Origin of the sequence: Paracoccus sphaerophysae (assembly GCF_000763805.1) — a bacterium.
In the GTDB taxonomy this organism is placed as follows: domain Bacteria; phylum Pseudomonadota; class Alphaproteobacteria; order Rhodobacterales; family Rhodobacteraceae; genus Paracoccus; species Paracoccus sphaerophysae.
In genome coordinates, this window is record NZ_JRKS01000004.1 from 38185 (window position 1) to 56080 (window position 17896).

Genomic DNA, 17896 nt, shown 5'->3' on the forward strand with positions numbered 1-17896 from the left:
GGCGCGTCCTTGGAAAGCCGCCTTGTCGGCGGTTTACACGTGCTGGACCTCGCGGGAAACGCGCCACCCTGCGCGTTGTCCGCGCTCGCGGCCCCGCGGCATTCGACCGCCCGCGCCGGCCATTGCGCGGGCCGCGGCGGTCGCGGATAGTGGCGCCGGACCAAGGCGATGGACGGCGACATGCTCGTGATGCTGAAACCGCGGACGATCTGGCTGCTCGTCGGGCTGGCCGTGGTGCTGAGCGTGATCGACCGCGCCGGCGGCGTCCTGCTGCCCTTCGTGCTGGGCACGGCCATCGCCTATTTCCTCGACCCCGTGGCCGACCGGCTGGAGCGGCTGGGATTCTCGCGTGCCTGGGCGGTGGCGATCATCGCGCTGGCGGCGACCTCGGCCATCGCCGCCGCGGCGCTGTGGCTGCTGCCGACGCTGGTGGGCCAGGTCCGCCAGGCGGTCGAGGCGATGCCGCGCGCGGTGCGGTCGGGCTTTGATTTCCTCAACCTGCGCTTTCCCGAGCTGATGGAGGATGGCAGCTTCGTGCGCCAGTTCCTCACCGACGTGACCGAGCGCATCCGCCAGACCGCGCTGGGCCTGCTGGGCGGCACGCTGTCCACCGTCATCAGCGCCGTCGGCACGCTGTTCATCTTCATCGCCACCCCGACCGTGGCGATCTATCTGCTGTATGACTGGGACCGGCTGGTGGCAGGGGTGAACCGCCGCCTGCCGCCGGAGCAGGCGCCGCTGATCCGCCGGCTCGCGGCCGACATCGACGGTGTGCTGACCGGCTTTGTCTGGGGGCAGCTGGTGGTCGGATCGCTGCTCGCGACCTTCTATTCCACCGTGCTGATGATGCTGGGGCTGAATTACGGGCTGCTGATCGGGCTCGCCTCGGGGATTTTGAACTTCATCCCCTATCTGGGGTCGTTCTCGGGCTTCGTGCTGGCGACCGGGGTGGCGCTGGTCCAGTTCTGGGGCGACTGGTGGAAGATCGCGCTGGTGGCCCTGGTCTTCGTCTTCGGCCAGGTGGTCGAGGGCAACTTCGTCACCCCCCGCATCGTCGGCGACAGCGTCAAGCTGCACCCGGTCTGGCTGCTGCTGGCGCTGGCCGTCGGCGGGGCGCTGTTCGGCTTTGCGGGGCTGCTGCTGGCGGTGCCGATCGCCGCCGCGCTGGGGGTCGTGGTGCGCTATTACGACGCCGAATACCGCGCCGCGATCCGCCGCCGCCGCACCCGGCCCCAGCCCGAGCCGCCGCGGCCGGACTGAGCGGGCCTCGCCTGAGCGGGCCCCGCCTGACCGGCCCCTACGAACCGGGCGGCCGCGCGGGAAACAAAGTTAATCCGCCGGAACATCGGCCGGGCGGGCACGTTGGCCCGCCGACATCCCCTTTGTTGCCGAAAGGAATTTCCGATGGCCGACGACAAGACCGATCCCGTCCTGCCCCCGCATCGCTCGGGCGCGATCAGCGACCCGGACCTGCCGCTGAACCCTTATTCCGACGACCAGCAGCCGTGGCCGGGGCTGGCCGCAAAGATGGACCCGCAGCCCGATCACGGCGAGCAGAGCTACAAGGGCCGTGACCGGCTGACCGGCAAGCGCGCGCTGGTGACCGGCGGGGACAGCGGCATCGGCCGCGCCGCCGCCATCGCCTTCGCGCGCGAGGGCGCCGACGTGGCGATCAACTATCACCCCGACGAGGAATCCGACGCCCGGACCGTCATCGCGCTGATCGAGGCCGAGGGCCGCAAGGCCGTCGCGTTGCCCGCCGATCTGCGCGACGAGGCTGCCGCCCGCAAGGTCGTCGACGACGCGGTCAAGGCGCTGGGCGGGCTCGAGGTGCTGGTCCTGAACGCGGGCCGCCAGCAGGCCGAGAAGTCGATCGAGGACATCACCTCGGACGCCTTTGACGCCACCATCAAGACCAACATCTATGCGCCGTTCTGGATGGCCCAGCAGGCGCTGCCTTCGCTGAAAAACGGCGCCTCGATCATCATCACCTCGTCGGTGCAGGCGTTCTCGCCCTCGGCGCATCTGTTCGACTATGCCCAGACCAAGGCCGCGAACCGGGCCTTTGCGCAGGCGCTGGCCAAGCAGCTGGCGCCCAAGGGCATCCGGGTGAACGCGGTGGCGCCGGGGCCGTTCTGGACCGCGCTGCAGGTCTCGGGCGGGCAGTTCAAGGACAAGCTGCCCGAGTTCGGCGCCGACAACCCGCTGGGCCGCCCCGGCCAGCCGGTCGAGATCGCGCCGATCTACGTGCTGCTGGCCTCGGACGAGGCGAGCTACATCACCGGCGAGTGCTACGCCGCGACCGGCGGCAGCGGCACCGGCGGCTGAGCGGGGGGTGCGACGCCGGGCGGGGTGGACAAGCCCGCCCGGCTCTGGTCCCCTGACCTCGGACAGGGGGCCGACCGATGTTCCAGACGCTTGACGCCGTGCTGCTGGCGCGGTTGCAATTCGCCTTCACGATGTCATTCCACATCGTCTTCCCGGCCTTCACCATCGGGCTGGCGAGCTTTCTCGCGGTGCTGGAAACCCTGTGGCTGGCGACCGGCCGCGAGGTCTTTCACAACCTGTTCAAGTACTGGATCCGGGTCTTTGCCGTGGCCTTCGGCATGGGCGTCGTGTCGGGCATCGTCATGTCCTATCAGTTCGGCACCAACTGGTCTGTGTTTTCGGAACGCGCCGGGCCGGTCATCGGGCCGCTGATGGCCTATGAGGTCCTGACCGCGTTCTTCCTGGAGGCCGGCTTCCTGGGCGTGATGCTGTTCGGCATGGACCGGGTCGGCAAGGCGCTGCACGCGGTCGCGACCTATGCGGTGGCGCTGGGAACGCTGATCTCGGCCTTCTGGATCCTCGCCGTGAACAGCTGGATGCAGACGCCGCAGGGCCACGTGATGGGGCCGGACGGGTCGTTCCTGCCCGGCGACTGGTGGGCGATCGTGCTGAACCCCTCGCTGCCCTATCGGCTGGTCCACATGGTGCTGGCGGCCTACCTGACCACCGCGCTGGTGGTCGGCGCGGCGGCGGCGTTCCAGATGCTGCGCCGCCGGGCGACGGCGGAAACCCGGGTCATGTTCCTGATGGCGATGGGGATGGTGCTGGTCACCGCCCCCGCCCAGATCCTCGCCGGAGACCGCCACGGCCTGAACACGCTGGACCACCAGCCGGCCAAGATCATGGCGATCGAGGGGCATTTCGACAGCCACCCCGAGGGCGCGCCGCTGTATCTGTTCGGCCTGCCGAACATGAAGGAGGCGCGGCTGGACCATGCCATCGGCATCCCGAAACTGGGCTCGCTGATCCTGAAGCACGACCCGAACGCGCCGATGGCGGGGCTGGACACGGTGCCGCGGCAGGACTGGGCGCCGGTGCCGGTGGTGTTCTGGTCGTTCCGGCTGATGGTCGGGCTGGGCATGGCGATGCTGGGGCTGGGGCTGTGGGCCGCGCTGGCCTGGTGGCGCGGGCGGCTGCATGACAGCCGCTGGCTGCACCGCGCGGCCTTCGCGATGGGACCGGCGGGGTTCGTCGCCGTGCTGGCCGGCTGGGTCACGACCGAGGTGGGCCGCCAGCCCTGGACGATCTGGGGGCTGATGCGGACGGCCGACAGCGTGTCCCCGGTCGCCGCGCCGGCGGTGGGGGCGTCGCTGATCGGCTTCATCCTCGTCTATGCGGTGATCTTCGTCGCCGGCACGACTTACCTCTTGCGCCTGATGGCCCGCCCGCCGATGCCGCACGAGCACGGCCCGGTGCGCGGCGAGCCCCAGCGCGCCGCCGGCATCACCCCCGCCCCGGCGATGGAGGGCAAGCGATGAGCCTCGATCTGACCACGCTGACTGCGATGACGGTGGTGTTCGCGCTGTTCCTGTATGTCGTCATGGACGGCTTCGACCTCGGCCTCGCGATGCTGTTCCCGGCCATGCGGCGGCAGGACCGCGACGTGATGGTGAACTCCATCGCGCCGGTCTGGGACGGCAACGAAACCTGGCTGGTGCTGGGCGGCGGCGCGGTCATGGCCGGGTTCCCCAAGGCCTACGCGGTGCTGATGCCGGCGCTGTATGTGCCGATCATCCTCATGCTGCTGGGGCTGGTCTTTCGCGGAGTCGCGTTCGAGTTCCGGGCCCGGTCCACATGCCGCGGGCACTGGTGGGACTGGGCGTTCTTTTCCGGCTCGGTCGTAGCGGCGGCGATGCAGGGGATCGCGCTGGGCGCCGTGCTGCAGGGCGTGAGGGTCCAGGACGGCGCCTATGCCGGCGGCTGGTTCGACTGGCTCACGCCCTTCACGCTGCTGACCGGGGCGGGGGTGATCGTCGCCTATCTGCTGCTGGGCGCGGGGTGGCTGATCCTCAAGACCGAGGGGCATCTGCGCGACGACGCCTACCGGCTCGCCCGGCCGCTGCTGTTCGCGGTGCTGGCGGCGATCGTGGCGGTCAGCCTGGCGACGCCGTTCCTGCACGGCGAATACTGGCGGCGCTGGTTCACCTGGCCCACCGTGGCGCTGGCCGCGCCGGTGCCGCTGCTGGTCGGGCTGGTCGCCCTGGCACTGATCCGGGCGCTGGCCGCGCGGCGCGACCGTTGGCCGTTCATCCTGACGCTGGCGCTGTTCGCGCTGTGCTTCGCCGGGCTGGGGATTTCCATGTTCCCCTGGATCGTGCCCGGCGCGCTGACCATCCACGACGCCGCCGCGCCGGAAAAGAGCCAGCGCTTCCTGATGACCGGGGTGGTGCTGATGATCCCGGTGATCCTCTCCTATACCGGCTATGCCTACTGGGTGTTCCGCGGCAAGGTGGACCCGCAGGCGGGATATCACTGATGGCGCGCCGGCTGGGATGGTTCGTGCTGCTGTATGCGGCCGGGGTCGGTGCCGTGACGCTGGTCGCGGCGGTGCTGCGGGCGTGGATCGGATGATGCTTCGGAAAGGACCACCATGCTGCACGCTGATTTCCTGACCCGTCCCATTGCCCATCGCGGGCTGCATGGGCCTGGTGTGCCGGAAAACGCGATGGCCGCGTTTCGGGCCGCGGTGGCGGCCGGCCACGGGATCGAGCTGGACGTGCAGCCCGCCCGCGACGGCACGCCGCTGGTCTTTCACGATCATGACCTGGCCCGCCTGACCGGCGCGGGCGGCATGATCTCGGCGCTCACCGTGGCCGAGGCCGGGGCGCGGCGTCTGCTGGGAACGGACGAGGGCATCCCGACGCTGGACTCGGTGCTGGACATGGTCGCGGGCCGGGTGCCGGTCCTGATCGAGATCAAGGACCAGGACGGCGCCCTGGGGCCGCAGATGGGCGGTCTGCCAGACCGGGTCGCGGACGTCGTCCGCCGCCACCTGCAGCGCCATCCCGGTGCGCCGGTCGCGGTCATGTCCTTCAACCCCCACGCGGCCGCGATGGTTCACGCCGCCGCCCCCGAGATCCCCGTGGGCCTGACCAGCTGCGCCTTTGCGGCCGATGACTGGCCGGGCGTCCCCGCCCCCCGCCGGGCCGAGCTGGCGGCGCTGGCGCAGTTCGACGCGGTCGGCGCCTCGTTCATCTCGCACCACCATCTCGACCTGGCGAACCCGGCGGTGGCCGCGCTGGCGGCCCGCGGCGTCCCGGTGCTGTGCTGGACGATCCGCTCGGCGGACCACGAGGCTGCCGCCCGCCGGGTCGCCGCCAACATCACCTTTGAAGGATACGCGCCATGAAGACCCTCATCTCGGGCGGCACCCGCGGCATCGGCCGCGCCACGGCGCTGGACTGCGCCGCTCGCGGCTGGCCGGTGGCGCTGAACTATCGCGGCAACGCCGCCGCGGCCGACGCGACGCTGGCCGCGATCCGCGAGGCCGGGGGCACCGCCCATGCCTTTGCCGCCGACGTGGCCGATCCGGCGCAGGTGGCGCGGCTGTTCGACCAGGCCGAGGCCGCGCTGGGGGGGCTCGATGCGGTGGTCGTCAACGCGGGGATCGTGGAACAGGTCATGCCGCTGGCCGAGATGACGCCCGAGCGGCTGGACCGCATCGTCCGGGTTAACCTGACCGCGGCGCTGTATCAGGCGCGCGAGGCGGCGCGCAGGCTGCCCGACGGCGGCACCATCGTCTTCGTGTCCTCGGCCGCGGCGCGGCTGGGCTCGCCGGGCAAATATGTCGATTACGCCGCGACCAAGGGCGGGGTGGACACGCTGACCATCGGGCTGGCCAAGGAGCTCGCCCCGCGCCGCATCCGGGTGAACGGCGTCCGCCCCGGCATCATCGACACCCAGATCCACGCCGATGGCGGCGAGCCGGACCGGGTGGCCGAGCTGGGTCCCACCCTGCCGCTGGGGCGCGCCGGGACCGCCGCCGAGGTCGCGGCCGCGATCACCTGGCTCATGTCGGATGCGGCGAGCTATGTGAGCGGGGCGATCCTGGACGTCGCCGGCGGGCGCTGAGGCGTCAGGCCGCGGGCGCGCCCAGCCCCGCGGCCAGCACCGCGTGCAGCGCCACCGGGTCGTCGTTGGCGCGCAGCTTGGCGCGCAGATCCGCGTCGCGCAGGGTGCGGCTGACCAGCGCCAAAGCCTTGAGATGTTCCACCCCGGGGCTGTCGGGGGCCAGCAGCGTGAACACCAGATCGACCGGCTGGCGGTCCACGGCGTCGAAATCCATCGGTTTGTCCAGCCGCAGGAACAGCCCCGCGACCTTGTCCAGCCCCGCGATCCGGGCATGGGGCAGGGCGACGCCGTGGCCGACGCCTGTGGCGCCGAGGCTTTCGCGTTCCTGCAGCGCGTCCAGCGTCTGCGCGGCGTTCACCCCGTAGGCCTGCGCCGCCATCTCGGCCAGGTCGTGGAACAGCCGCTTCTTGGAACTGACCTGGGCCTGCGACCGCACGGCCGCGGGGGAAAGGATGTCAGCGATGCGCATCTGGTGCCGTCCTGCCGTTCCCGCGCCGCGCGCGGCCTTTGCCAGTGACCCCGCCAAAGCGGTCCGTCGCGGGACCGGGGCGGAGGGACCGCCGCCCCGGCCGCGTCAGGCGCCGTGGGGCCTCAGCCCAGATTGCGGGGGTCGATCCAGCCCACGTTGCCGTCGTCGCGGCGGTGGACCACATTCACGCCCCCGTGCTTTTCGTTGCGGAACACCAGCATCGGCGCGCCCGCAAGCTCCATCTGCATCACCGCGTCGCCGACCGACAGCGTCGGCACCCGCAGCTCGGTTTCCGCCACGATGATCGGCTGCAGGCCGGCATCGTCGTGCGATTCCCATTCGTCCTCGTCAGCGGCCAGCACATAGCTGGGGGCGGCGGCGTATTCAACCGGCGCGGTCCGGTCCTTGTGATGGTCCTTGAGCCGGCGCTTGTAGCGGCGCAGCTGCTTGTCCATCTTCTCGCGGCATTTTTCGAACGCGGCATAGATGTTGTCGGGGTCCTGCGCGCGGGCCTGCACGTTCAGCCCGGTGGACAGGTGCACAACGGCGTCGCAGGCGAGGTTGTGCGCATCGCGCGAAAAGATCACCGTGGCGTCGGTGGGGCGCTGCTGATACTTGCCGAAGGTCTCCTCCAGCTCGCCCTTGACGTGGGTCTGAAGCGCGTCTCCCACGTCGATCTGCTTGCCACTGATCTGATAGCGCATGGTTTTTTCCCTTTCCTTTGGCCCGGCCGCAGGGCGGGGCGGGCGGTCAGGGGACCGTCGGGCCCCTTGGGTTCATTTGGGATCAGCACCCCGCGGCTGTCAATTATGCGCGCGCGGCACGACGGGGTGGGGGGGCGGATCAGGCGGCCGGGTCAGGCAGGATTTGGCGGAAACGGCGAATCGGGGCATGATGGGTGCCGCGGCCCCCGTTGGCCGGGGCCGCGACCCTGAAAGGCAGGACGATGACCCGGATCGTGACGCTCGCATTCGGCGCGGCGCTGCTGGCTGGCCCGGCGCTGGCCCAGACCGCCCCCGCAACCCCGCCGGCCCCGCAGCCGGCCGTGACCGCGCCTGCAGCCCCCGCGGCGGCGGCCGTGCCCGAAGGCCCGGTCAAGCCGATCCGCGCCGGCCGGGACGGCCGCTGCAACAGGATGAAGCTGACCTCGTAACCGGGGTCCGGGGGCCCGCTTCAGCCCATGCTGAAGCTGTCGCCCAGATAGACCTCGCGGACCTGCGGGTCGGCGACGATCTCGGCCGTGCTACCGGATTTCAGCACGTGCCCGTCATGCAGGATACAGGCGCGGTCGACGATGCCCAGCGTCTCGCGCACGTTGTGGTCGGTGATCAGCACGCCGATGCCGCGCGATTTGAGGTCGTGGACCAGCCCGCGGATTTCGCCCACCGCGATCGGGTCCACCCCGGCGAAGGGTTCGTCCAGCAGCAGATAGGCCGGGTCCGAGGCGAGGCAGCGGGCGATCTCGGCCCGCCGGCGCTCGCCCCCCGAGAGAGCGAGCGCCGGCGCGTGGCGCAGATGGCCGATCGAGAAATCGCCGAGCAGTTCCTCCAGCCGTTCGCGGCGGCGGTGGCGGTCGGGCAGCGCCACCTCGAGCACGGCCATGATGTTCTGTTCCACGGTCAGGCCGCGAAAGATCGACATCTCCTGCGGCAGATAGCCGATCCCCATCTGCGCGCGGCGGAACATCGGCAGGGCGGTGGCGTCCTGCCCGTCGATGACGACGCGGCCGGCATCGGGCAGGATCAGCCCGGCGATGCAGTAGAAGCAGGTGGTCTTGCCGGACCCGTTCGGCCCCAGCAGCGCCACCACCTCGCCCCGGTCCAGCGCCAGCGACACGTCGCGGATCACCGGGCGGTTGCGATAGGATTTCCGCAGCCCCTCGACCCGCAGCCCGCCGGTCCGCGCGGCGCGGGTCGCGTCCGGGCCCCCGCCCACGCGGCCCGCTTCGGCAGCGGTCGCGGCGTCCATCAGTTGCCGCCGGGCTGCAGCACGGTGCGGACCCGGCCCGCGACGCTGGCGGTGCCGTCGGTCAGGTTGACCTCGATCCGGTCCCCGGCCAGCACGTTCTGCCCCTGGGTCACGATGGCGTCGCCGGTCAGGACGATGTTGCCGGTCTCGACGTCATAGACCGCCTCGGCCGCCTCGGCCGCGTCGGGGCCGTTGACCAGCGTCACCCCGCCCGAGGCGTTCAGCGTCTTGATCTTCTGCTGCCCGCCCTGGGCATAGGTCACGGTGACGCTGTCGGCCGACAGCCGCATCTGCCCCTGGCCGATCAGCACGTTGCCGGTGAAATTCGCCTGTCCCGTCGACTGGTCGACCTTGAGCGTCTCTGCCGTGACCTCGACCGGCGCCCTGGTGTCGGCCTTGATCCCGCCGAAAGCCACGGTCTGCGCGGCGACCGGCAGTGGCAGGGCAAGAAGGGCGGCGAGGATCAGGAAACGCGGCATCTTCGGCTCTTTCGGCGCAGAGGGATGGCGGTCGGGGTGCTCAGGGGCGGTATATCAGATGGACGCCCCGGTTCAATTCAAGAACCTGCGCGCCCTCTGCCGCCCGGGTCAGGACCATGCCGCCCGCCGTGAGCGTGCCGAAGGGCGCGGTCACCGCGACCTCGTGCGGGGCGGCGAGGCGGCCCTCGGCGGTGTCGGCCTCGATCCGCGGCGCGGTCAGGTGCCAGCCGGTGGACAGCGTCATGTCCACGTCCCCCTGCAGCGTGACCTGCGCGCCCTGCTGGTCGGCAACAGCGGCGGTCAGCCGCGCCGCCGTCCCCTCGCGCGTGGTCCAGTCGAGCGCGAGGTTGCTGGCCGCCGTCCCCTCCTCGCCGGGGGTGGCCCGGTCGGCGGTCAGGGTGACGGTGGTGCCGTCGGCGGTGACGGTGGAAAACTGCGGCGCGGTCATGCCGGGGTGGCGGGCGAGGTCCTCGATCCCGCCCTCGGCATAGGGGACGCCCGCGTCGGGGTCGGGCTTGCGCGACAGCAGGAACAGCACCGACAGGATCGCCAGCGCGGCCAGCGGGAACAGCACGCGCAGCCAGCGGACGATGCGCGTGCGGTCCATCTCAGACCATCCCGGCGCGCAGGCAGTCGTGGATATGCAGGATGCCCTGCGGGCGGCCGTCATCGACCGCGAACAGGCAGGTGATCTTGCGGTCCTGCATCTGCGCCAGAGCGGCCTCGGCCAGTGCGGCGGGAGCGATGGTGCGGGGCGCGCGGGTCATCACCTCGGCCGCATTGTGGGTCAGAAGGCCGTCCATGTGGCGCCGCAGGTCGCCGTCGGTGATGATGCCGACCAGCGCGCCGTCGCCGTCCACGACCCCGGTGACGCCGAACCCCTTGGCGCTGATCGTCAGCAGCGCCTCGGTCATCGGCGCGTCCTCGGCCACCAGCGGCATGTCGGCGTGCATCAGGTCCGCGACCCGCGCCAGCCGCGCCCCCAGCTTGCCGCCGGGGTGGAAGTTGCGGAAATGTTCGGGCGTGAAGCGGCGATGCTCCATCAGCGCCACGGCCAGCGCGTCGCCCAACGCCAGCGTCATGGTGGTCGAGGTGGTGGGCACGATCCCGGTCCCGCAGGCCTCGGCCGCCTGCGGCAGCAGCAGCGCCACGTCGGCCTGCCGCAGCAGGGTCGAGCCCTCGCGCCCCGCCACCCCGATCAGCGGGATATCGAAGCGGCGGGTGTGGGCGACGATGTCGGCGATCTCGGGCGTCTCGCCGCTGTTCGACAGCACCAGCACCACGTCACCGCGGGTCACCATGCCCAGATCGCCGTGGCTGGCCTCGGCCGGATGCACGAACTGCGCAGGCGTCCCGGTCGAGGCGAAGGTCGCCGCGATCTTGCGCCCGACATGGCCGGACTTGCCCATCCCGGACACCACGACGCGCCCGGTCGCGTCGAGTATCAGCCGCATCGCGGCGACGAAGGGGTCGGCCAGGCCGTCGGCCAGCGCGGCTTCCAGCGCGGCAAGGCCGTTGGCCTCGGTGCGGATCACCCGGCGGGCGGTCTCGAGATAGGGTCTCATCGCCGCGATCTAGTGACGGAAGATGTCGTTGTCATCGCCCCAGCCCATCAGATCGAGGTGAGCGCGGGTGGGCAGGAAATCGAAACAGGCCTGCGCCAGCGCCGTGCGCCCCTCGCGCGCCAGCCGCCGTTCCAGTTCGGCCTTGAGCGGGTGCAGGTGCAGCACGTCCGAGGCGGCATAGTCCAGCTGCGCCTCGGTCAGCACCTCGGCGCCCCAGTCCGAGGTCTGCTGCTGCTTGGACACGTCCACCGAGACGAGGTCGTTCAGCAGGTATTTCAGCCCGTGCCGGTCGGTGAAGGTGCGCACCAGCTTGGATGCGATCTTGGTGCACCAGACCGGCGCGGTGACGACGCCGAAGGCGTTTTCCAGCGCCGCGACGTCGAAGCGGCCGAAATGGAACAGCTTCAGCACGGCCGGATCGGCCAGCATCCGGGTCAGATTCGGCGCCTCGCGCTGGCCCTGGGCGATCTGGACCAGATGGGCGTCGCCGTCGCCCGCGCTCATCTGCACGAGGCACAGCCGGTCGCGGCGCGGGTCGAGGCCCATGGTTTCGGTGTCGATGGCAACGACCGGGCCAAGGTCCAGCCCGTCGGGCAGGTCGCGGTGGTGCAGGTGGATGGTCATCATGCGGCCTTTGGCTGAGGGCTTTCCGGGCGTTTGCCCGTCGCGACCGCGCGCGTCAACCGCGCCGCCGGACCGGGGCGCTGCCCCGGACCCCGGGATATTTTGGCAAAGAAGAACTCACGCGATCTCGAAGATCGCCTCGATTTCGACCGCGACCCCGCGCGGCAGGGCGGCGGCGCTGACCGCGGCGCGGGCGTGGCGGCCCTTGTCGCCGAAAACCTCGACCATCAGGTCCGAGCAGCCGTTCACGACCTCGGGCTGGTCGGTGAAGTCCGGTGTCGAGGCGACGAAGCCGGTCAGCTTGACCACCCGCGCCACCCGGTCCAGCGACCCCAGCGCCGCGTTCGCCTGCGCCAGCAGCGCCAGCCCGCAGGCCCGCGCGGCGGCCGCGCCTTGCGTCACATCCATGTCCGCGCCCAGCCGGCCCTTGATGAGGCCGTCCGGGCCGCTGGAAATCTGGCCCGAGACGAACAGCAGGTTGCCGGTCTGGACATAGGGCACATAGTTCGCCGCCGGGGCCGGGGCGTCGGGCAGGGTGATGTTCAGGTCACGCAGGCGGGAGTCGATGGACATGGGCAGCCTTTCAGAAGTCGATGGTGGTGCGAAACTCGGACAGCGCGTCCTGCCACATCGAGAGGATTTCGTCGAAGTTGCGTTTGCCGATCCCGTCGCCGGACATCATCACGTCCAGTTGCAGGAAGGGGTCGCCTTCCTTGTCCAGAAATGCCTTGCCAAAGCGGTGATCGCGGTTCCATTCGTTGATGACGCGGGACGACACGGGATCGTTCATGTCGAATCCCGCGGAAAACTGGATCGAGCCGCAGGGTCCGGGGTCGCAGTCGTAAAAGCTGACGTTGAAGCGGGTGCCGTCGATACGGCTGTCGATCACCGGATCGCCATAGTCGTCGGTGCGCCGTTCGACCCGCAACCCATAGTCGATCAGCAGTTCGGCCACCACATCCGCATCGCCCAGCACCTGCGCAGATGCGGGCAGCGGCAGGGCGGCGATGGTCAGGGCGAGGATGGCGCGGCGGGCGGAGATCGGCGGCAGAAGCATGGGTCGGGCCTCGTCGGGATTGTCCTGGCGGCGCAATCCTACCCGTTCTGCCCCTAGGCTACCAGCGCCTCGGCCCGCTTGAGGTCCACGCTGACCAGCTGGCTGACCCCTTGTTCCACCATCGTCACCCCGAACAGCCGGTCCATGCGCGCCATCGTCACCGCGTGGTGAGTAATGATGAGAAACCGCGTGTCGGTGCGGCGGGTCATCTCGTCCAGCAGGTCGCAGAAGCGGCCGACATTGGCGTCGTCCAGCGGCGCGTCCACCTCGTCCAGCACGCAGATCGGCGCGGGGGTGGCCAGGAACACCGCAAAGATCAGCGCCAGGGCCGTCAGGGTCTGCTCGCCGCCCGACAGCAGGCTGAGGGTGGACAGCTTCTTGCCCGGCGGCTGGGCGAGGATTTCCAGCCCGGCCTCGAGCGGGTCGTCGGATTCGACCAGCGCCAGCCGCGCCTCGCCGCCGCCGAAGAGATGTTTGAACAGGGTCGAGAAATTAGCGTTCACCGTGTCGAAGGCGGCCAGCAGGCGCTCTCGCCCCTCGCGATTCAGGCTGCCGATCCCGGCGCGCAGCTTGTGGATCGCGGCGGTCAGGTCGTCCTTTTCAGCGGCGAGCTTCGCCCGCTCCTCCTCGAGTTCGCGCTTGTCCTCGTCGGCGCGCAGGTTGACGGGGCCAAGCGCGTCGCGCTGGGTGCGCAGGCGGGCGATCTCGGTTTCCAGCGCGTCGGCGGCGGGCAGGGCGGCGGTGTCGCCCAGCGTGTCGGCCAGCGCCTGCGGGTCGCCGCCGGTTTCCTCGAGGATGCGCGCGCGGGCCTGCGCCTCGGTCTCGCGCGCGGCCTCGGCGCGGGCCTCGCGGACGGCTCGGGCCTCGCGGGCGTCCGAGGCCGCGCGTTCGGCGTCGCGTTCAGCGGCGGCGGCGGCCAGCAGCGCGGCGTCGGCCTGGGCCAGCGCGGCGCGGGCGCGGGTCAGGCGGGCATCGGCGCCGGCAACACGGTCGGCCAGATCGGCGCGGCGGGCGGTCAGTTGCGCGGGCAGCGCCTCGGCCTCGGCCAGTTCCGCCGCGGTGGCCTCGCGCCGCCCGGTCAGTTCGGCGGCGCGGGTGCCGGCCTGGTCCAGCCGCAGACGCCAGCCCGACACTTCCTTGGCGATTTCCTGCAGGCGCTTGACCCGGGCGGTGCCCTCGCGGCGCAACTCGTCGAGGGCGCCGCGGCGCGACAGGGTGGCGATGCGGGCGGCCTCGACGCCGGTCCTCGCGTGCTCGACCGCCGCGGCGGCCGCGTTGCGGTCGGGCAGCTCGGCGAGCGCCCGGTCGGCCTCGGCCAGGCGGCGCGCGGCGTCGGCGGCGTCGCCGGCGTGGCGGGCGAGTTCGGCGCGCGCCGCCTCGGCCCGGCCGGTGGCGAGCGACAGGTCGGATTCGGCGCGGGTCGCGGTGCGCCCGGCCTCGGCCAGCGCCCGTTCAGCGGCCCGGCTGGCCTCGCGCGCGGCGGTTTCCGCGGCGGCAGCCTCGCGCAGGGCGGCGCGGGTGGTGTCATGGGAGGCGACCGCTTCGGCGGCGCGTGCACGGGCTGAATCGGCCTGCGCGGTGAGGTCCTTGAGCCGGTTGACCTGTTCCAGATGCAGCGCCGCGGCCGAGGACGCCTCGCCCGCCGGCAGCGCGAGCCCGTCCCAGCGGACGAGATCGCCGTCGCGGGTCACCAGCCGCTGCCCGGGGCGCAGCGAAGCCTGCAGCGCGGCGGCGGTGGCGGGGTCGGCGACCACACCGGTCTGCGCCAGCCGGCGATCCAGCGCCGGCGGCGCGTGGGTCTGCGCGGCCAGCGGTTCCGCCCCCGCGGGCAGCGGGGCCGCGTCGTCATAGCCGGGCAGCGTCCGCCAGCCCGCGCCGGCCGCGGCGGCGGGCAGGCGCAGGTCGTCGCCCAGCGCGGCGCCCAGCGCGCGTTCATAGCCGGGCGCGACGCTGACCCGGTCCAGCAGCGCCTCGCCCCCGGCGCGGCCGCGATCGACCAGCCGGGACAGGGCGGCGCGCTCGGCCTCCAGCGCGCCGGCCTCGCCCTCGGCGGTGGCGCGGGCGGCGCGGGCGGCGGTCTCGGCGCGCTCGGTGTCGGCGCGGGTGGCCTCGGCGGCGGTCAGCGCGGCCTCGGCATCGGCGGCGGCGCTGCGGGCGGCGTCCTGCGCGGCGGTCGCGCCGGTCAGCGCCGCGGCTGCGTCGTGGCCGGCGGCCTCGGCCCGCGTCACGCTGGCCTGCGCCTCGAGAGCCGCGCGTTCGGCGCGGTCGCGCATGGCGCGCAGGTCCACCGAAAGCCGCTCGGCCGACTGGTGGCGGGCGGCGAGGCGGGCCGATTCGTCGGTCAGCTCGCCCAGCCGCGCCTCGACCGCGCGCAGGGCGGCGGCGGTTTCCTCGGCGGCCGCGGTCGCGGCGGTCAGGCGGTCGTCATGGCCGGCATGGGCCTTGTCGAGCTCGCCCTTTTCCCAGCCCAGCCGGTCGATCACCTCGGCCGCGTCGCGGTTCAGCGCCGCCTCGCGGTCGATGTCGCGGTCCAGCTGGGCGATGCGGGCGGTCAGGGTGGCGATCGCCTCGCGCGCCCGCGCCTCGGCCTCGTCCAGCGCGTCGGATTCGGCTGCGGCGCGGGTCTGGATGGCGGCGGCGACCGCTTCCTCGTCGCGCAGCGGGGGCAGCGCCGCCTCGGCCGCCCCGCGCGTATCGGTCGCGGCGCGGGCGGCGGCCTCGGCCTCGGCGGCGGCTGACCGCGCCGCGGCCAGCGCCTCGCCCGCGGCCAGCAGCGCCGCCGCGGCCTCGGACCAGCGGCGCCAGATCAGCGCGCCCTCGGCGCTGCGCAGGGCGGCGCCGATCTCGCGGTATCGGGTCGCCGTCCGCGCCTGCCTCGCCAGCGCCGCGGCCTGCGCGGCGAGCTGGTCCAGCGTGTCGTCCACGCGGGTCAGGTTCTGTTCGGCGCCGTTCAGCTTCAGTTCGGCCTCGTGGCGGCGCTGATACAGGCCGCCGATCCCCGCCGCTTCCTCAAGAATCCGGCGTCGCGCGGTGGGCTTGGCGTTGATGAGTTCCGAAATCTGCCCCTGCCGCACCAGCGCCGGGGAATGCGAGCCGGTCGAGGCGTCCGCGAATAGCATCTGCACGTCGCGCGCCCGCACCTCGCGCCCGTTAATCCGATAGGCCGAGCCCGCGTCGCGGGTGATCCGGCGGGTGATGTCCAGCGCATCCGCGTCGTTGAACCCGGCGGGGGCGAGCCGGTCGCGGTTGTCCACCGCCAGCGTCACCTCGGCATGGCCGCGGGCGGCGCGGCGGGTGGTGCCGGCGAAGATCACGTCCTCCATCCCCGCGCCGCGCATCGCGGTGGGGCGGTTTTCGCCCATCACCCAGCGCAAGGCTTCCAGCAGGTTCGACTTGCCGCAGCCATTCGGGCCGACCACGCCAGTAAGGCCCTCGCGGATGACCAGCTCGGTCGGGTCCACGAAGCTCTTGAAGCCGGTGAGGCGGAGTTTGTCGAAGCGCATCGCGGCACCTTGGGGAATCGCCCCGGCAGTTTCGGGGCGGAGGGTCCGCGAGTCAACGAAAGACGCCAGATATGGTGTCTGCGGCCGCGTTATCCACAATGGCTCGCATTTTCCGCCATGCGGGATCGCGCCGCTCCGCCGCTGGCCCAAGGCCCGCCGACGCGGCATGATGCCGGTCATGGTCCCCGCGCTCGTCATCATCCTGTCGTTCCAGCTGGTCGGAGAGATCGCCTCGCGCGCCCTCGCCCTGCCGCTGCCGGGGCCGGTGGTCGGGCTGGTGCTGCTGCTGGCCGCGTTCCGGCTGTGGCAGCCGCTGGCCGAGCGGCTGCGCGGCGTCATCGGCGGGCTGCTGGGGCATCTGTCGCTGTTCTTCGTCCCGGCCGGGGTCGGGGTCGTCGCGCATCTGCCGCTGTTGCGGGACCAGGCGGCGGCGGCGGTGCTGGCGATCGCCGGCTCGACGCTGCTGGCGCTGGCCGCGGGGGCGTGGGCCTTTGTCGCCGTCGCGCGGCTGACGGGCAACGACGACGCAGGAGGCGAGGATGCAGGCTGATCCGGCGCTGATCTGGGCCTATCTGACGCAAGGTCCGCTGCTGTGGCTGACCGCGACGCTGGCCGCCTATGCCATCGGCGACGCCTGTTTCCGCGCCGCGGGGCGGCAAAGCTGGGCCAACCCGGTGCTGATCGCGGTGATCCTGCTGGGGGTGCTGCTGACTGTCACCGGCACCGACTACGCCACCTATTTCGAAGGCGCGCAGTTCGTCCATTTCATGCTGGGCCCGGCCACGGTGGCGCTGGCGCTGCCGATGTTCGACAACCTGCCGCGGATGCGCCGGGCGGTGCTGCCGATCGCGGCGGGGCTGCTGGCCGGGTCGCTGGTCGCGGTCGTGTCGGCATTGGCCATCGCGAGCGCCCTTGGCGCCGGGCCGCAGATCCTGGCGGCGCTGGCGCCGAAATCCACCACCGCCCCCGTCGCCATCGGCATCGCCGAGCGGCTGGGCGGGCAGCCCACGCTGACCGCCGCCCTGGTGCTGTGCACCGGCATCTTCGGGGCGATGGTCGTGACGCCGTTCCTGAACCTGCTGGGCATCCGCGACTGGCGGGCGCGCGGGCTGGCCGTGGGCACCGCCGCGCACGGGATCGGCACGGCGCGGGCGTTCCAGGTCAACCCGACCGCGGGCGCCTTTGCCGGCATTGGCATGGGGCTGAACGCGATCCTGACGGCGATCATCGCGCCGCTGGTGGTGCGGCTGTTCCAATAGGAAAGGCCACCCCAGTCAGGGACGGCCCTTGAGAGAAGCACGTGGCGGCGCTCAGGCGGCTTCGGCCTCGTCGGCCTCGGCGGCCAGGCGGCGTTCGCTTTCCTCGCGCGACAGCGCGACCGAGGTGCGCACGCCCTTGCTGACGAATTCCACCAGCCCCTTCACCACCCGTTCGTTCGGGTCGATGCCGGCGCAGCTGAGCACCTCGCGCCCATCGCGCGAGCGGGCCCAGCGGGCGATCTGTTCGGCGCCGTTGCCGTATTTCTTGTCATCCGCAATCGCGTCGTCCAGCGCGGCCAGAACGACCGCTGCGAAAAGCTTGCGGGCGCGCTGGCCCTGTTCGAAATTGAATGCCGAACCGTCCACAAAATCACGCATGAATTCTTCCCGTCACAAGCCCCCGACAAGCGGGAGGCCGGGTCGCCGGACCCTTGTCTTTTCCCTGCTGGGTGTCGCAGAGGTTTAGCGCTCACGTCACCCGATTCGTTATCCCTGCCGGTGCAATGCCGCCATGCGTTTGCCGCAATGCGGCGTCCAGGCGGAAAATTCCCGATTTTCAAAGCGGTTCTGCAT

Annotated in this window: 21 protein-coding genes; 10 read left to right on the top strand and 11 right to left on the bottom strand. The window is 71.8% G+C overall.

Annotation, left to right across the window (positions count from 1 at the left end; all coding sequences use genetic code 11):
- Positions 1–168: 168 nt before the first annotated feature.
- From IC63_RS02595 to IC63_RS02620, 7 genes are all read left to right on the top strand, one after another.
- Positions 169–1260, top strand: a complete 1092-nt coding sequence (locus tag IC63_RS02595) for an AI-2E family transporter (RefSeq protein ID WP_052041817.1) — start codon at positions 169–171, stop codon at positions 1258–1260.
- Between the two features lie 144 nt (positions 1261–1404).
- Entirely contained in the window at positions 1405–2328 is a 924-nt protein-coding gene (locus IC63_RS02600; protein WP_084115405.1) for an SDR family oxidoreductase, read from the top strand.
- A 77-nt stretch (positions 2329–2405) separates the two neighbouring features.
- Positions 2406–3806 carry a cytochrome ubiquinol oxidase subunit I gene (locus tag IC63_RS02605; RefSeq protein ID WP_036716635.1) on the top strand — a complete coding sequence of 467 codons (1401 nt, stop codon included), beginning with the start codon at positions 2406–2408 and terminating at the stop codon, positions 3804–3806.
- Entirely contained in the window at positions 3803–4804 is a 1002-nt protein-coding gene (cydB, locus tag IC63_RS02610; RefSeq protein WP_036716637.1) for a cytochrome d ubiquinol oxidase subunit II, read from the top strand. Before IC63_RS02605 ends, cydB begins: the two co-directional genes overlap by 4 nt.
- Positions 4804–4899 carry a DUF2474 domain-containing protein gene (locus IC63_RS17835; RefSeq protein WP_156965318.1) on the top strand — a complete coding sequence of 32 codons (96 nt, stop codon included), beginning with the start codon at positions 4804–4806 and terminating at the stop codon, positions 4897–4899. The genes cydB and IC63_RS17835 overlap by 1 nt, the downstream gene beginning before the upstream one ends.
- Positions 4900–4918: 19 nt before the next feature.
- Entirely contained in the window at positions 4919–5677 is a 759-nt protein-coding gene (locus IC63_RS02615; protein ID WP_036716639.1) for a glycerophosphodiester phosphodiesterase family protein, read from the top strand.
- Positions 5674–6399: an SDR family oxidoreductase gene (locus tag IC63_RS02620; protein WP_036716640.1), complete on the top strand. Its 726-nt coding sequence runs from the start codon at positions 5674–5676 to the stop codon at positions 6397–6399. Before IC63_RS02615 ends, IC63_RS02620 begins: the two co-directional genes overlap by 4 nt.
- Positions 6400–6403: 4 nt before the next feature.
- Here the strand turns inward: IC63_RS02620 and IC63_RS02625 are convergent, their stop codons facing one another.
- Positions 6404–6868, bottom strand: a complete 465-nt coding sequence (locus IC63_RS02625) for a PTS sugar transporter subunit IIA (protein WP_036716641.1) — start codon at positions 6866–6868, stop codon at positions 6404–6406.
- Positions 6869–6990: 122 nt separating this feature from the next.
- Complete coding sequence (hpf, locus tag IC63_RS02630) at positions 6991–7572, bottom strand: ribosome hibernation-promoting factor, HPF/YfiA family (protein WP_036716643.1); 582 nt, start codon at positions 7570–7572, stop codon at positions 6991–6993.
- Positions 7573–7814: 242 nt separating this feature from the next.
- On the opposite strand from hpf, the gene IC63_RS18355 reads away from it, so the two are divergent.
- The gene (locus IC63_RS18355) at positions 7815–8021 is read left to right on the top strand and encodes a hypothetical protein (RefSeq protein ID WP_198026224.1); all 207 of its coding nucleotides are present in this window, start codon (positions 7815–7817) and stop codon (positions 8019–8021) included.
- A gap of 20 nt (positions 8022–8041) precedes the next feature.
- On the opposite strand, the gene lptB is transcribed toward IC63_RS18355, so the two are convergent.
- The 8 genes from lptB to IC63_RS02675 form a co-directional block, all read right to left on the bottom strand.
- Positions 8042–8836, bottom strand: a complete 795-nt coding sequence (gene lptB, locus IC63_RS02640; RefSeq protein WP_084115407.1) for an LPS export ABC transporter ATP-binding protein — start codon at positions 8834–8836, stop codon at positions 8042–8044.
- Positions 8836–9315, bottom strand: a complete 480-nt coding sequence (gene lptA, locus IC63_RS02645) for a lipopolysaccharide transport periplasmic protein LptA (RefSeq protein ID WP_036716646.1) — start codon at positions 9313–9315, stop codon at positions 8836–8838. Before lptA ends, lptB begins: the two co-directional genes overlap by 1 nt.
- A 40-nt stretch (positions 9316–9355) precedes the next feature.
- Positions 9356–9922 (bottom strand): LptA/OstA family protein, encoded by a 567-nt coding sequence (locus tag IC63_RS02650; protein WP_036716648.1) that lies wholly within the window; start codon positions 9920–9922, stop codon positions 9356–9358.
- Position 9923: 1 nt separating this feature from the next.
- On the bottom strand, positions 9924–10880 hold the full coding sequence (locus IC63_RS02655; RefSeq protein ID WP_036716649.1) for a KpsF/GutQ family sugar-phosphate isomerase: 957 nt from the start codon (positions 10878–10880) through the stop codon (positions 9924–9926).
- 9 nt (positions 10881–10889) lie between these two features.
- The gene (locus IC63_RS02660) at positions 10890–11504 is read right to left on the bottom strand and encodes a ribonuclease D (RefSeq protein WP_036716717.1); all 615 of its coding nucleotides are present in this window, start codon (positions 11502–11504) and stop codon (positions 10890–10892) included.
- A 117-nt stretch (positions 11505–11621) separates the two neighbouring features.
- Entirely contained in the window at positions 11622–12077 is a 456-nt protein-coding gene (locus tag IC63_RS02665; RefSeq protein WP_036716650.1) for a RidA family protein, read from the bottom strand.
- A gap of 10 nt (positions 12078–12087) precedes the next feature.
- The gene (locus IC63_RS02670) at positions 12088–12561 is read right to left on the bottom strand and encodes a YbjN domain-containing protein (protein ID WP_036716652.1); all 474 of its coding nucleotides are present in this window, start codon (positions 12559–12561) and stop codon (positions 12088–12090) included.
- 53 nt (positions 12562–12614) lie between these two features.
- Positions 12615–16064: a chromosome segregation SMC family protein gene (locus IC63_RS02675; protein WP_036716653.1), complete on the bottom strand. Its 3450-nt coding sequence runs from the start codon at positions 16062–16064 to the stop codon at positions 12615–12617.
- A 178-nt stretch (positions 16065–16242) separates the two neighbouring features.
- Between IC63_RS02675 and IC63_RS02680 the strand changes: the two genes are divergently transcribed.
- A complete protein-coding gene (locus IC63_RS02680; protein WP_036716719.1) occupies positions 16243–16614 on the top strand; it encodes a CidA/LrgA family protein in 372 nt (123 codons plus the stop codon).
- Positions 16604–17323, top strand: a complete 720-nt coding sequence (locus IC63_RS02685; protein WP_036716655.1) for an LrgB family protein — start codon at positions 16604–16606, stop codon at positions 17321–17323. Before IC63_RS02680 ends, IC63_RS02685 begins: the two co-directional genes overlap by 11 nt.
- 51 nt (positions 17324–17374) lie before the next feature.
- On the opposite strand, the gene IC63_RS02690 is transcribed toward IC63_RS02685, so the two are convergent.
- On the bottom strand, positions 17375–17701 hold the full coding sequence (locus tag IC63_RS02690; protein ID WP_036716657.1) for a DUF6280 family protein: 327 nt from the start codon (positions 17699–17701) through the stop codon (positions 17375–17377).
- Between the last annotated feature and the right edge of the window lie 195 nt (positions 17702–17896).

What these genes read in the sequence shown, in the direction of transcription:
- IC63_RS02595 (WP_052041817.1), top strand. Translation starts at nt 169, where the DNA reads ATGGACGGCGACATGCTCGTGATGCTGAAACCGCGGACGATCTGGCTG.
- IC63_RS02600 (WP_084115405.1), top strand. Translation starts at nt 1,405, where the DNA reads ATGGCCGACGACAAGACCGATCCCGTCCTGCCCCCGCATCGCTCGGGC.
- IC63_RS02605 (WP_036716635.1), top strand. Translation starts at nt 2,406, where the DNA reads ATGTTCCAGACGCTTGACGCCGTGCTGCTGGCGCGGTTGCAATTCGCC.
- cydB (WP_036716637.1), top strand. Translation starts at nt 3,803, where the DNA reads ATGAGCCTCGATCTGACCACGCTGACTGCGATGACGGTGGTGTTCGCG.
- IC63_RS17835 (WP_156965318.1), top strand. Translation starts at nt 4,804, where the DNA reads ATGGCGCGCCGGCTGGGATGGTTCGTGCTGCTGTATGCGGCCGGGGTC.
- IC63_RS02615 (WP_036716639.1), top strand. Translation starts at nt 4,919, where the DNA reads ATGCTGCACGCTGATTTCCTGACCCGTCCCATTGCCCATCGCGGGCTG.
- IC63_RS02620 (WP_036716640.1), top strand. Translation starts at nt 5,674, where the DNA reads ATGAAGACCCTCATCTCGGGCGGCACCCGCGGCATCGGCCGCGCCACG.
- IC63_RS02625 (WP_036716641.1), bottom strand. Translation starts at nt 6,868, where the DNA reads ATGCGCATCGCTGACATCCTTTCCCCCGCGGCCGTGCGGTCGCAGGCC.
- hpf (WP_036716643.1), bottom strand. Translation starts at nt 7,572, where the DNA reads ATGCGCTATCAGATCAGTGGCAAGCAGATCGACGTGGGAGACGCGCTT.
- IC63_RS18355 (WP_198026224.1), top strand. Translation starts at nt 7,815, where the DNA reads ATGACCCGGATCGTGACGCTCGCATTCGGCGCGGCGCTGCTGGCTGGC.
- lptB (WP_084115407.1), bottom strand. Translation starts at nt 8,836, where the DNA reads ATGGACGCCGCGACCGCTGCCGAAGCGGGCCGCGTGGGCGGGGGCCCG.
- lptA (WP_036716646.1), bottom strand. Translation starts at nt 9,315, where the DNA reads ATGCCGCGTTTCCTGATCCTCGCCGCCCTTCTTGCCCTGCCACTGCCG.
- IC63_RS02650 (WP_036716648.1), bottom strand. Translation starts at nt 9,922, where the DNA reads ATGGACCGCACGCGCATCGTCCGCTGGCTGCGCGTGCTGTTCCCGCTG.
- IC63_RS02655 (WP_036716649.1), bottom strand. Translation starts at nt 10,880, where the DNA reads ATGAGACCCTATCTCGAGACCGCCCGCCGGGTGATCCGCACCGAGGCC.
- IC63_RS02660 (WP_036716717.1), bottom strand. Translation starts at nt 11,504, where the DNA reads ATGACCATCCACCTGCACCACCGCGACCTGCCCGACGGGCTGGACCTT.
- IC63_RS02665 (WP_036716650.1), bottom strand. Translation starts at nt 12,077, where the DNA reads ATGTCCATCGACTCCCGCCTGCGTGACCTGAACATCACCCTGCCCGAC.
- IC63_RS02670 (WP_036716652.1), bottom strand. Translation starts at nt 12,561, where the DNA reads ATGCTTCTGCCGCCGATCTCCGCCCGCCGCGCCATCCTCGCCCTGACC.
- IC63_RS02675 (WP_036716653.1), bottom strand. Translation starts at nt 16,064, where the DNA reads ATGCGCTTCGACAAACTCCGCCTCACCGGCTTCAAGAGCTTCGTGGAC.
- IC63_RS02680 (WP_036716719.1), top strand. Translation starts at nt 16,243, where the DNA reads ATGGTCCCCGCGCTCGTCATCATCCTGTCGTTCCAGCTGGTCGGAGAG.
- IC63_RS02685 (WP_036716655.1), top strand. Translation starts at nt 16,604, where the DNA reads ATGCAGGCTGATCCGGCGCTGATCTGGGCCTATCTGACGCAAGGTCCG.
- IC63_RS02690 (WP_036716657.1), bottom strand. Translation starts at nt 17,701, where the DNA reads ATGCGTGATTTTGTGGACGGTTCGGCATTCAATTTCGAACAGGGCCAG.